The organism is Pseudoalteromonas sp. JSTW, from assembly GCF_013423925.1.
Taxonomy (GTDB): Bacteria; Pseudomonadota; Gammaproteobacteria; order Enterobacterales; family Alteromonadaceae; genus Pseudoalteromonas; species Pseudoalteromonas lipolytica.
In genome coordinates this window covers 670,568-683,947 of sequence record NZ_CP058973.1, presented here as the reverse complement: position 1 = coordinate 683,947, position 13,380 = coordinate 670,568, and the positions used below count along the sequence as shown (strand labels likewise).

The following is a 13,380-nucleotide window of genomic DNA, read 5'->3' as shown; positions in this document are numbered from 1 at the left end:
TGCTTGATTACACTTTGGTACAAACTGGTACATATGAACGTTGTGTGAATTTATTTTTAACAGGTTGTAAATAAAGGCGTTTTTTCTGCTTACATTTGTGCTGTTCATTTTTGCTTATTTCTGCGTATTGAATTCTCTTATTGGTTGCTCTAATACTGTGCTGTCGCTCTTAACTAGATGTATATACTCGAAATATTAGTTTGCGTCACAGTGGATAAAACGATAATGAAAACAAACTACAAGGAAAAAAATATGAAACTAACACAGTTAGGGTTGTTAATTGCAACAGCCGCTATATTGAGTGGCTGTGCAAAAATAGATGCACGAGTGTCAGCAGGTGGAACGCTTAATTCAAAAGGCGGAGCGGGCAAAGCTGTCTTTACTGCGCATGCTGCGCGATGCGATGGTGATGTATCTGGACAGGTTAATTATAAGGATTTAACAGCAATTGATTGGCAGCAAATGGGCGGTGTAGCGTTTAATGCAAACGTGTATGGTGCTGGATTATGCAGCGAAGAGCCCGTTGATCCTGAGGGCGCAGAGTCGGGTGATGAGCGTTTGTACTGTAAGCAAGATATTTGCACTGAGGGAATGTATCAGGTGGAGTTTAATTATAGCTCAACCAACCCAACAGCGCCGGGAGAGGGCGTTGGCTTTGCCTGTATGATGGATATTTCAGAAGGCGTTAAAACAGGGATTGGTGCAAATGGGCTCTTAAATGTGATGTTGCTTGAGTCTGGGCCATATCAAGGTTACAGCAATGCGGGAACAATCAGTGGTAACGTTCAGTTGCATGATTGCCCAGCGAGCAAAAACGATAATACTGCACAATAACAAGGAGCCCAACGATGATTAATAAAAAAACAGTACTTGCTGCAAGTGTGGCTCTCGCATGTAGTTTCCCCAGTTTTGCAGAACAGACGTTTCGCATAGTGGTTGAAGCGAACAATAATAAAGCGTCAATTGTGAAATCGGCACTACAGGCTAAAAATGTCAAAATAGAAAAAGAAATTAAGTCACTCGAGAGTTTTGCAGTCACTATTAATAAAGCGCAATTGGCAGAGATAGCGGGTTTATCCAATATTAAAGCGTTTTACCCCGATGTACCTCGTAAACTGATGTCAGAAGAGCCGATGCAGTTCTTACCTTATGGCTATACGATGGTTCAGGCAGATAAAGTGCAGTATCAAGGCGGTCAAAAGGTGTGTGTCATTGATAGTGGTTATGGATTAAGTCACCCTGATTTACCGAGTGCGGGCGTGACCGGTTCAGCGGATGGTGGCGCGGGTGTTTGGTATGAAGACCCATTTGGTCATGGCACGCATGTTGCGGGCACGATTGCTGCAATTGATGACAACAAAGGCAGTGCAGGTATTGTGGGTGACCACTCTCTGGATATGCACATTGTGCGTGTATTTGCAGGCAACGGTAGTTGGGCTTATGCCTCTGATTTAGCTGGGGCCATTGATGAGTGTCAGCAAGCGGGTTCAACAGTGATCTCCATGAGCTTAGGGGGCAAATATTCAAGTCCGATTGAAGAAAGAGCAATTAATAAAGTGGCGCGTAATAATATTTTAATGATTGCAGCAGCAGGTAACTCAGGCGATGCATCACACAGTTATCCTGCGTCTTACGATAGTGTGGTTTCAGTTGCCGCCGTGGATAGTGTTAAGCAACATGCAAGCTTTTCACAGCGCAGTTCACAGGTTGAGTTATCAGCGCCAGGCGTTAATGTTTTCTCAACTGTGCCTGTTGACCGCGCGCGCTTTTCAAAATTTAATGTCACGCAAGATAATGTTAATTTCCAATATTATGGAATGGATGGCTCGCGTTTTGGTCGTGTTACAGGGGAGCTCGTTGATTGTGGTTTAGGTACTCAGAGCTGTGGCGATGTAACAGGAAAAATCTGTCTAATCGAACGAGGGGAAATTCCGTTTCATAAAAAAGTAGAACAGTGTGAAGCGGATGGCGGTGTGGGAGTTATTATTCGTAATAACAACCAAAGCCAGCTTATCGGTACTATTAACCCTACTTCTATGATTGCTGGCTCTGTGACAAGAAATGAGGGTCTTAATTTAATGGAAAATCTCGGTAAGGAAACCACAATAAGTGTTGCCGAGTTTACAGATCATGACTTCAAGTCAGGCACTTCAATGGCCACACCTCATGTATCTGGCGTGGCAGCTGTGGTGTGGAGTAATTTCCCTGAATGTACTGCAAATGGTATTCGCTTAGCGCTTCGTGCGTCGGCGGATGATCAGGGCGAGGCTGGGTATGATCATGCTTATGGCTGGGGGGTTGTTCAAGCAAAAGCCGCCGTTGATTATATTTCTGAGCATGGCTGTAGTGCGCCAAAAGGCGTGTTACGCGGGGGCGATGGCTCAGCTCATTAATTGACGAGTTATAAGATACATTGTTATTGATACCAAAGCGCCAAAAGGCGCTTTTTTTCGTTGTGTTTCGCAAGCAGCAATGTTTGGCGTTAATTAGCGGCTTAGTTACCTGCAATTATGATCTAGATCAATAAAATATAGTCACAGATTATTATACTCCCGCGCTCGTTAATCATATTAATTCATGCAACCGATTTGTACTCGGTTCGATGTGTGGAGCATTCATGTCGTCACCTATTTTGACCCCTCGCCCTTTTACGCCTGAGTTGTTATCACCCGCAGGTAGTTTAAAAAATATGCGTTATGCTTTTGCTTATGGCGCAGATGCCGTTTATGCAGGTCAGCCTCGTTATAGCCTTCGTGTTCGTAACAATGAGTTTGATTTAGATAACTTGCAAATCGGTATTAATGAGGCACATGCACAAAATAAAAAGTTGTACGTTGTGTCGAACATTGCTCCCCACAATGCCAAAGTAAAGTCGTATTTACGCGATATTGAACCTGTCATCGCAATGCAGCCAGATGCGCTGATTATGTCAGATCCGGGCTTAATTATGCTGGTCCGTGAAAAATGGCCAGACATGCCAATTCACTTATCTGTACAAGCTAATGCAGTTAACTATGCCACGGTAAATTTTTGGGCAAAACAAGGCATTGAACGTGTTATTTTGTCGCGTGAATTATCACTTGAAGAAATTGCAGAAATACGCGAGTTATGCCCAAGCACAGAGCTTGAAGTCTTTGTTCATGGGGCATTATGTATGGCGTACTCTGGACGCTGTTTGTTGTCGGGTTATATTAATAAGCGCGATCCTAACCAAGGCACGTGTACGAATGCATGCCGTTGGAATTACGATGTAAAACCGGGCACCGAAAACGAAACGGGCGAAATGGTTCATAAAATTGATCCTAAATCAGTGATCCCCACACTCGGTGAAGGCGCGCCAAGTAATGAAGTCTATATGCTGGAAGAGCAAGGTCGCCCTGGTGAATACATGCCTGCATTTGAAGACGAGCATGGCACTTACATCATGAATTCAAAAGACTTACGCGCCGTACAGTATGTTGATCAGCTTACAAAAATGGGCGTACATAGCCTAAAAATTGAAGGGCGCACAAAGTCTTTCTATTATGTGGCGCGTACCGCACAAGTTTACCGTAAAGCAATTGATGATGCGGTGGCTGGACGTCCTTTTGATGCAAACTTATTTAAAACGCTTGAGAACTTAGCACACCGTGGTTACACCGAAGGCTTTTTAAAGCGCCATGCACACCAAGACTATCAAAACTATGAGTACGGTCACTCGGTATCAGATAAACAACAGTTTGTTGGTGAAGTGCTGGGGCGTACTAGCAATGGGTTGGTTGAAATTGATGTTAAAAATAAATTTTGTACGGGTCACTCGCTTGAGTTAATGACACCTAAAGGCAATATCAACTTTAACCTTGAGTTTATGGAAAACAAAAAGGGCGAATCAATCAGCGATGCAAAAGGCTCAGGCCATATTGTAAAAATCCCTCTACCGGAAGATATTGATTTAGACCACGCAATTTTGATGCGTAACCTCGATGCTAATCAAGATACACGGAATCCTTTTAATAAAGGTTAGTTTTCATTCTGTTGCGCTAAGCAATAGTTAGCGCAACACCGACAGATTTTTTCATTATTTATCTACACTTAACTGTTATTTTTACTATCCTTTTTAGTAATACTTATAAAAATAGTTAAAAGCTTAGTGAAACAGTTTGTACATACTTCTCATCATAAAGAACTTGTAAATACCTTACCTTACATTGGTGTCGGTGTGTTGCTATTAGCCATCGTACTACTGCTAGAAAAGGTCGGTTTAATTGCTACTGAACCTTTTTATGTAGGCATGCACACCAGTGTTGAGCTTTTCTCAGTTGTTATTTCATTCTTAATTTTTGCTATTGGATGGAATACATGGCACTTCACCCGGAATAGCAAGTTATTGTTGCTATCTTGTCTTATGCTGTGTGTTGCTATTTTTGATGCGTTGCACTTTTTGAGTTTTTCAAGTGTCAGTGATCACGAGAAAAACATGGAGCAAGTGTTTGCTTTTTGGCTGTTTGCCCGGTTTTTTAATGCCGCTGCATTTTTAGTGATTGCAACCGCTATTTGGGTGAATTATAAGCTGTTTAATGCGCGTGTTGTGCTGAGTACTTTACTTAGTGTGACCGCGTGTATTGTGGCTGTTGTATTTTATTTTCCCGATTGGTTGCCCACGTTGTACATTGAAGGGGGTGGCAGCAGTCAACAAAAGTGGCTGATAGAAATAACACTGATTACGCTCTACAGCCTTGCTGCGTGTATGTTTGCATCGCAATTAAGAAAACCAAGAAACACTCTAAATATCGCTGGGAAAACGCTTGTTTGTTTGTTGGCTATATTAAGTGAGGCGTGTTTTACGCTCTATAATGATGCCTCGCATGTAACCGATACACTTAACTTCTTTGGTCATATTTATAAAGGTTTGACCTACTTTTTATTATATAAAATCGTGTTTGTTGAAACCGTCATCAAACCCTATGCTGATCTTGAAAATTCAACAGAGCAGTTATCTGCAACGCTCACCGCTTTACCCGATTCTGTTTTTGAGCTTGAGCGAGATGGCACGTTTAAAACTATTTACAGTGACAATTCGCCGAGTCGTGTCTTTTCGAACAATGTGTTAGGTCGCAATATTTGTCAGCTTTTTGCTCCTCAACATGCACCGCAGTTTATACACTCACTGCAACAAAATCATTTATTTGGATTATTTACTATCGATGCATTACCTCTCTTAATTAATGGACGTACGCATCATTTTGAATTCTCTGTGACGTTGTTTACTTATGAAAATGAGCATGAAACTTATTTAGTTGTCGCGCGTGACGTAACAGAAAAAATAGGGCAAATGGCAGCACTGCTTCAACAAAGTAAGTTTAATAAGGGATTGCTTACATTGACCGAAATTTCGTTTCAGGAAGATCAAGAAACCTTGCTTAATTATGCCGTTGAGCAAGCCCGTGAAATTGCAAATTGTGATGGTGCATCGCTCTATATTTGTAATGAACATAAGCAGCTCGCTTACCGTGCGGTGCATGGCTCAAAACTGGATGTATGTACCAGTAAGTTGCAAGAAAAAGTCGCTGTTGGAGAAGCAGTCATTGTTAATCGCAAGCAAGCAAAAGAGTTTGGCTTGCCAAGTAATGCCAGCTCTTTGCTGGTGGTGCCGGTTGTGCGTCATGGCAAATGTCAGTTAGCGATTATTTTGCAACACACAGAAAAAACATTTTCAGTTCATGATAAAAACATGCTCACCGTGTGGGCCGAATCAGTGTGGCAGTGGTTTAATAAAATCACGTTGAATAAACGCATGCATATTTTATCTCAAGCTGTAGAGCAAAATCCGCACCCTATTATGTTTACGAATACGGATGCCAAAATTGAATATATGAATCGGGCGTACTTAGACATGTGTCAGTATGGTTACGATGAACTTATAGGCCAAAGTCCGAACATGATCAGCGCAGGTCAAACGGATTTAGGTGTTTATCAGGGGATGTGGCAACAGCTAAATAATAAACAGGCGTGGGTTGGTTCATTGGTTAATAAAACTAAACACGGAGATGCTATTGTAGAGCAAACAACCATATACCCCATTTTTGATAAGCAAGGAGCAATCAGTAATTACATTTCTTTTCAACATGATATGACTAAGCAAGTCGAAAGTGAAAGCTTAATACATCAGCTTTCTTACTTTGATCAGCAAACAGGGCTTGCCAATCAAGTGAAGTTACAAATGGAATTTGAGCAGGTCATAAAAGCGCATGTCGGTATTAAATCAGCCTTTATCTTAATTGGCTTAGACAACTTTAAAATTCTTAATAAGGCTCTGGGAATAGGGAATTGCAACTTAATACTGCAGAACTTGAGTGCAAGAATGAGTAATTTTATGGGTGAACAAGTCATGGTTGCGCGTTTACAAGGTGACCGCTTTGCATTTATTACCCCCTATACATCGACAGAAGAGATTGATAAGTGTACTCATAACTTACTCAAAGTGATCAGAGAACCCTTATCAATTAACGACGAGTTAATTGTTGTAACGGCCTCGATAGGGGTTGCCCTGTGCCCGCTGGATGCCAGTGACTTTGAATCTTTATTGCAGATGGCTGAGTCGGCTATGTTTGAGGTGAAGAAACTAGGCCGTAATAATGTCTTGTTTTATGCTGAAGAAATGAATAAGGCAGGTGTGAGGCACGCTCAGATCATTAATGCTATCAATTACGCACTAAAAAATAACGAATTTTCACTCGTATTTCATCCTCAAATAGAACTAGCAACAAACAAAATGGTAGCCGCTGAGGTTTTATTGCGCTGGCATTCAGCTTCGTTAGGCTGTGTTTCACCCGCTGAGTTTATTCCGATTGCAGAACGTTGTGGCCGAATTAGTGACATTGATGATTGGGTTTTTGAAAATACCGTAAAAACGATTCGTCAATGGCGCGATAATGGGATGCCAGCGCTCACTTTTGCCATCAATTTATCGGCTACCAAATTTGTTAAAAAGAACTTGCTACGTAGTTTGACCACGGTACTGCAAAAATATTCCATTGAGCCGAGCTGTATTGAACTTGAGCTGACTGAGACGATTGCGATTGGTAATCCACAGTTTGCATTAAACACGATAACTAAACTGCGTGAAGCTGGATTTAAAATGTCGATTGATGATTTTGGGACGGGTTACTCATCAATGGGTTACCTTAAGGAATTTGCACTAGATAAGTTAAAAATTGATAAGTCATTTATTGATAATTTAGAACATCCAACTAAAGCAGATATTGCCATTGTAAAAGCCATGATTGATCTGGCGAAAGCACTTGATATGGAGTCGATAGCAGAAGGCGTTGAGTCAGAAAAACAATTACAAACCCTAAAAGAGTTGGGCTGCATTCAGATCCAAGGTTATTACCACAGTAAACCAATGCCAATTGATGCGTTTTATACATACGCTACTCATGAACGCGATAAGAATTGACGATTATTTATTAAGAAACTAATTACCTTTATTAGGTATTATTTTGGGTTGTTTAATTTAATATTTAATTACCTTTATTAGGTATTTCATCGAATTATTTACTGTATAGTATTGTATTATAAAAAGTGTTTTTTTAAATTAAATTGCAATTATCTTTTTTTGATTCATAGTCTTAGCTTGTTTCTGATTTATATTGATGTAATTTAACTTTTTAAGTAAAATAGAACGACTAAAGGATTAATTGTCAATGGGAAGACGATGAGTAACTAATGTTTTTTTATTACAAGGTTACTTAGATTGAAAAAAATACAATCCAATCAATTAAAGAAAGGTATGTTAGTTAGGGTCAATGAACACTGGCTAAAAACTCCTTTTTTTACAAATAAAGTTAAAATTAAGTCTGAAGGCGATAAGCACAAACTCAAGCAATTTGAGGGATCGTTATATGTCTCTGAAGACAAATCGGTTGGTGCGCTGAATAAAGGGTTATCAATCCTTAAAGTGGCACTTGAAGACTGTGGCCAATCAGATGTATTAAACAACAAGGCGATAACTCAAGCCGTTACAAATATTGTTTTATTTGTGCTTAATGATGCCAGTCGTCTGGATTTAATATACGAAAAAATTAGCGAAGACTCCCAATCATTTCGAGAGTCCGTGCGGTTATTGGTGTTAATTACTTTATTCTCAAAAGAAATAAAATTAAGAAAAGACAAACTCATCCCTTTTGCAAAGTCAGCATTCTTAAAAGACATTGGCATGTCTTTGATCCCGCCTGATTACAAGCAAAGTAAGCAGTTAAGCGCGAAAGCAATTGACAGTGTTCATGAGCACATTGTGTTGGGCTGCCGCGAGTTGCAAAGCCGCGGCATTGAAGACAATGTGATCAAGATTATCAAGTGCCACCATGAAAATTGTGATGGCTCTGGTTACCCTCATGGCCTAATAAAACCCGAAATCCCCCTTGAAGCACGCATAATTCGTATCATTGATACATACGTTGCTTTAACTTCACAGCGTCATTATCGCGAAAAGTTCTCACGTGTAGAAGCGATTGAGAAAGTTTATCACGCCGCTCAAATTGGTAAGTTTGATCATATATTAACGACTAAATTTATTAACTTTATTCGTCTTTATCCAAAAGGTGCAAAGGTTGAATTAAATGATAAGTCGCAGGCTATTGTTAATAAAGATCTCGCGAATGGCACCGTTGAGTTAGCTGATAGCCACACAGTTGAAAAATCAATTGTTGACAAAGTTAATATAGCTAAATGTCTGTGGTTTATATAACACGCCTCTATTTTTATTTTTAATCTAGCTAAATAAAACCCTTTATATTGAACTGGCATTTTTAAATGAGCCAGTAAATGTTGTGCATTTAATTTTTAAATCCATTAAAAGACTGTAAATGGAACAGATATCATGCGAAGTGATTTACCAATAAATAATTTAGAAAAAATACTCTCGACTTTAAATAGTTCACTGTTTCTTTCACAAAAAGTAGGTGTTGATGAAGAACAGTTAATTGGTAAAGATTTTAATTTTTTATGCTGCTTTGAGTTTTCAAACGCTGTGTTTTATACAATGAAAAAACAATTAAAAACCTTGAATTTAAAGGTTTTAAAAAGTCATGCTGTTGCTCAAAGTAAGCATGATGAAGACGCTTTAGCTACGCCTATGTTTGCTGTAATTTGGCAAGGAGAATAGACAATGTACATCTCTAAAGCGGGTTTTAAGTGTCAGGGTGTAAATAACCATTATTTTGTTTTGTTTTCGAGCTTAATTATTGGGGCTTTAATATGCTTTTTTGTGCTTGAAAGTATCGATATATTTTCACAAAAAAATACTGAAATACTGCATTTAACAACGGAGCTATTGTCAGTTTTTGTTTTCTCATCAGTGGTACTGCTTGAATTTCAGCGCCTTGATGGCCGCTATGCAGAACAAACGAATATCATCATATTCGGATTTAGTATTGTCCTAATGATGGACTACATGAACGCGATTTCGTTTGCTGGTATGCCAGCGTTTATTACACCCAGCTCAAGTCAAAAGTCGATTTTCTTTTCTTTAGCTGCGCGAATGTTTGAATTACTGACGTTTGCAGCCATTGCGGCCTCACTGACTTTTCATGGCAGGAAAATGGTATGGCTAAGCTGTGGGTTAATTGTTTCAGTTATTTTAATCGCGTTCGGCACCTTGTTTGCTTATAACCTACCGTCTCTCTTTATTTATGGCGAAGGCGTGTCCATTGTAAAAATAACCTTAGAAAATGTTCTATTAATTGGTTATGTCGTCGTGGCTTATTTGTTTTACAAGAAACATAACGTAGATGGTGAAAAAAGGTACCTTCATTTTGCATTATCATCAGTTTGTATGGCGTTGTTTTCATTGTTGGTTACCCAGTATCAAACTCTGTCTGATACCTACCTTGTCATTGCGCATTTGGTGAAGTTATGTGGTGCGTTATTTATCTATAAAAGCGTATTTATTGAGGGGGTTTTATATCCTTATTCAATGGTGAACAAGGCTGAGCTGTATGCATCTAAAAAGAAAAATGAGCTGATGTCTCGTCCTGAAATGTGTTTACACATTTAGGACTTATTATGACCAAGTCAAATAATACACCGATCAAACGAACACAACGAGATTATTCATTAGGCTTTAAATTACAAGTTGTCGACGCTGTAGAAAAAGGCGATATGACTTATAAACAAGCCCAAAAAATTTATGGCATACAAGGTCGCTCAACTGTGCTTACTTGGTTGAGAAAACACGGTAAGATGGATTGGACTCAATCACCTAAGATGACTATGCCTAAATCACCTAAAGCCAAAGAAAGCCCCGCACAAAAAATCAAGCGTCTCGAACGAGAGCTCGAAGATGAGCACTTACGTAACCTGTTACTCAATGAAGTGGTTAATATTCTTGACGCTGAGCATGGGACAAACCTTAGAAAAAAGTATATTGCCAAGGAGCAAGAAGCCTTCAAAAGCAAAAAATAGTTAGCTTAGAACGTGCTTGCAAGCTGCTTGGGATAACGAGACAAGCAATATATCAACGAGAGAGCAGAGCTAAATTGCGTGCTATTGAACTTGCACCAGTTAAAGCGATGGTATTGGAAATACGACGCTTTATGCCGCGTTTAGGTGGAAGGAAATTATATTTTCTACTGAAACCCAAACTCATAGAGCAAGGTATAAGTTTAGGTCGAGATGCTTTTTTTAGTTACTTAAAAAGTGAACATTTATTGGTTAAACCTAAGCGTAGTTATACAAAAACGACGTTTAGTAAACATTGGATGAAAAAGCATCCTAACTTGCTTAAAGATAGACAACCATCGAGGCCAGAAGAGGTATTTGTAAGTGATATAACCTACGTTCAATCAACGCAAGGTGTTCACTATCTATCGCTGGTAACTGATGCGTATAGTCGCAAAATTATGGGATATGAACTCAGTGATGAAATGAAGGCGACAGATGTGGTTAAGGCATTAGATATGACCATCGCTAATCGTCAGTATCAATGCAGTACGATTCACCATTCAGATAGAGGGTTACAGTATTGCTCACGGGTATATCAAGTAAAGCTTAATGAAAATGGCATTACTCCATCGATGACCGATGGCTATGATTGCTATCAAAATGCATTGGCGGAGCGCATTAATGGCATATTGAAGCAAGAATTCTTACTCTATAAATGCCAAAATCTGAAAGAGCTACGTGAACTCGTCGAAGAATCAATAGTAATATACAATGAAATGAGGCCGCATTTGAGTTTAGGCATGGAAACCCCAAACCAAGTGCATAAAAAAGACCAGGAGCAAAAGCTACTGGCCTTCAATTAAAACCGTCAACGTATTTTAGGACGAGACATGAAAACAATCTTAGATAATATGAACATAGGTGTGCTCAGATTAAGCGCTGATTTTAAGTTGAGTTATTACAATCAGAATGCGCTAAAAACCTACTTTTATTTACGTACACCGACTCAGGGTAAGTATATTCATGATGTTTTCCCTCCCGATGTTATCGATAAAGTATTGCCTTTTTTAAGGACGGCATTAAAGGGAGAACAAGTTAAGTTTTCGATAAACCTCAAAGGGCTCGATGAGGAAACGTTGTTTCTTGATGTTAATGTGATCCCAGAAAATGATAAGTCAGAAAAAGTAATTAGCCTGTTATGTTTGATTGAAAACATGACCGAAATGAAGCTCGCCGAAAAAGAAAATGAAGAGCTCAATAGAAGTCGAGCAGAACTAAAAAAGGCCCTTGATCAGCATGCGATTGTCGCGACCACCAATAGCAAGGGAGTAATCACGAGTGTGAATGAAAAGTTTTGCAACATATCGCAATTTTCTGCTGCAGAGCTTATCGGAAAAACCCATGCGTTAGTCAATTCTGGAACGCATCCCCCGCGCTTTTTTAAAACTATGTGGCAAACAATTCGCAGTGGTCAAGTGTGGTCAGGAGAAGTCTGTAACCGTGCCAAAGATGGCAGCTTATATTGGGTTAACTCAACCGTCGTTCCTTTTATTGATGAAAATAACAAGCCGTATAAGTACATTGCTATTAGAGCTGATATTACCGATCGTAAACTTGCTGAGCAAAATGTTCATCGCTTAGCAATGTATGACGAGTTAACTAATTTACCTAACCGACGTCATCTTATCGACAAAGCAAAGTCATTGGCTAAATCAAAGCATCATACCCAAGGCCACAGTTACGCCTTACTGCTGATTGATTTAGATAATTTTAAAATGATCAATGACACTTTAGGGCACAGTATTGGTGACTTACTGTTAAAAGAAGTCTCGCGCCGTTTAGAAAGTATTGTTTTATCGCCTAATTTAATTGCCAGATTAGGGGGCGATGAATTCGTTATTTTACTGGATGATCCTACGTGCATAAAAGATGGTGACTTTCATTCTGTGGATAGCTTTGCGCAAAACATACGTGAAACGATTTCGCGCGTTTTTTACCTTGATGGGTATGAAGTTCATACAACACCTAGCATTGGCCTCACAATCATTAATGCATGCGACTTTGAATTGTCAGAGGCACTGAAGCAGGCTGATATTGCGATGTATCACTCTAAGGAGCGAGGGCGAAATATGATTAGTTTTTATGACCCGAAATTACAAGCATCTATTTTAGAGCGAAATGAAATAAACCAAGGGTTGATCAATGCCATTGCCAAAAAAGAGCTAAACGTTGTGTATCAACCTATTCATAACACCAGCAAAGAACTGATTGGTTATGAAGCATTACTGCGATGGGATAGCCCTAAATTAGGGAGCGTTTCACCAGATGTTTTTATACCTATAGCAGAAGAAACAAAACAAATTAATCAAATAGGGCAGTGGGTTCTTGAGCAAGTGTGTGAAGAAATGAGCAAAAATGATGCGTATTCAAACCCTAATTTAAGTGTGGCTGTTAACGTCAGCGCGCTGCAATTTCAAGACCCTAACTTTGTTCCGCAAGTGCTTGAGACAATTAATCGATTTTCAATACAACCTTCACGGTTAAAACTAGAGTTAACCGAAGGGGTTATTTTAATGGGCACCGAGATGCTCATAAAGCGAATGAAGGATCTAAAAAACTTGGGTATCAACCTCTCTTTAGATGATTTTGGAACCGGTTATTCTTCGCTTAGCTATTTAACGCGGTTTCCGATTGATACGTTAAAAATCGATAAGTCATTCATCGATAAAATGCTGATTAGCTCCGAAGACGAGTCGGTTGTGAAAGCGATTCTCACCTTAGCGACAAGCTTAGGAAAAAATGTGATAGCCGAGGGGGTTGAATCAGAAGAGCAATTTCAATACTTAAAACGTTTAGGGTGTCAGTTTTTCCAAGGTTATCTATTAGGTAAGCCACAAAGTTTTAACCACCGTGAATAATGATTGATGAGTGCACGTAAGGCATTTTATTTATTCTCGC

At 39.4% G+C, this 13,380-nt stretch carries 9 protein-coding genes; all 9 read left to right on the top strand.

Features of this window, described 5'->3' with window-relative positions; genetic code table 11:
- Positions 1-252 precede the first annotated feature (252 nt).
- The 9 genes from GZH31_RS19255 (at position 253) to GZH31_RS19215 (ending at position 13,340) form a co-directional block, all read left to right on the top strand.
- Positions 253-834, top strand: coding sequence for a hypothetical protein (locus GZH31_RS19255; protein WP_036972400.1), 582 nt, complete (start codon positions 253-255; stop codon positions 832-834).
- 14 nt (positions 835-848) lie between these two features.
- Positions 849-2,393 carry a S8 family serine peptidase gene (locus GZH31_RS19250; RefSeq protein WP_180311754.1) on the top strand — a complete coding sequence of 515 codons (1,545 nt, stop codon included), beginning with the start codon at positions 849-851 and terminating at the stop codon, positions 2,391-2,393.
- 224 nt (positions 2,394-2,617) lie between these two features.
- Positions 2,618-4,003, top strand: a complete 1,386-nt coding sequence (gene yegQ, locus GZH31_RS19245) for a tRNA 5-hydroxyuridine modification protein YegQ (protein WP_065979595.1) — start codon at positions 2,618-2,620, stop codon at positions 4,001-4,003.
- A 126-nt stretch (positions 4,004-4,129) separates the two neighbouring features.
- The gene (locus GZH31_RS19240) at positions 4,130-7,438 is read left to right on the top strand and encodes an EAL domain-containing protein (RefSeq protein ID WP_180311753.1); all 3,309 of its coding nucleotides are present in this window, start codon (positions 4,130-4,132) and stop codon (positions 7,436-7,438) included.
- A gap of 297 nt (positions 7,439-7,735) precedes the next feature.
- Complete coding sequence (locus tag GZH31_RS19235) at positions 7,736-8,728, top strand: HD-GYP domain-containing protein (RefSeq protein WP_180311752.1); 993 nt, start codon at positions 7,736-7,738, stop codon at positions 8,726-8,728.
- A 132-nt stretch (positions 8,729-8,860) separates the two neighbouring features.
- Positions 8,861-9,145, top strand: a complete 285-nt coding sequence (locus GZH31_RS19230) for a hypothetical protein (protein WP_180311751.1) — start codon at positions 8,861-8,863, stop codon at positions 9,143-9,145.
- A gap of 3 nt (positions 9,146-9,148) precedes the next feature.
- The gene (locus GZH31_RS19225; protein WP_180311750.1) at positions 9,149-10,036 is read left to right on the top strand and encodes an MASE3 domain-containing protein; all 888 of its coding nucleotides are present in this window, start codon (positions 9,149-9,151) and stop codon (positions 10,034-10,036) included.
- An 8-nt stretch (positions 10,037-10,044) separates the two neighbouring features.
- Positions 10,045-11,285 (top strand): IS3 family transposase gene (locus GZH31_RS19220; RefSeq protein WP_374027183.1). Its coding sequence is split into 2 segments (ribosomal slippage): positions 10,045-10,402 and positions 10,402-11,285, totalling 1,242 coding nucleotides; the frame shifts between segments, so codons are not numbered across the junction.
- A 27-nt stretch (positions 11,286-11,312) separates the two neighbouring features.
- On the top strand, positions 11,313-13,340 hold the full coding sequence (locus GZH31_RS19215; RefSeq protein WP_180311749.1) for an EAL domain-containing protein: 2,028 nt from the start codon (positions 11,313-11,315) through the stop codon (positions 13,338-13,340).
- Positions 13,341-13,380: the final 40 nt, after the last annotated feature.

Excerpts from the sequence above, each read along its gene's own strand:
- GZH31_RS19215 (WP_180311749.1), top strand. The coding sequence starts at position 11,313 with ATGAAAACAATCTTAGATAATATGAACATAGGTGTGCTCAGATTAAGC.
- GZH31_RS19225 (WP_180311750.1), top strand. The coding sequence starts at position 9,149 with ATGTACATCTCTAAAGCGGGTTTTAAGTGTCAGGGTGTAAATAACCAT.
- yegQ (WP_065979595.1), top strand. The coding sequence starts at position 2,618 with ATGTCGTCACCTATTTTGACCCCTCGCCCTTTTACGCCTGAGTTGTTA.
- GZH31_RS19255 (WP_036972400.1), top strand. The coding sequence starts at position 253 with ATGAAACTAACACAGTTAGGGTTGTTAATTGCAACAGCCGCTATATTG.
- GZH31_RS19230 (WP_180311751.1), top strand. The coding sequence starts at position 8,861 with ATGCGAAGTGATTTACCAATAAATAATTTAGAAAAAATACTCTCGACT.
- GZH31_RS19250 (WP_180311754.1), top strand. The coding sequence starts at position 849 with ATGATTAATAAAAAAACAGTACTTGCTGCAAGTGTGGCTCTCGCATGT.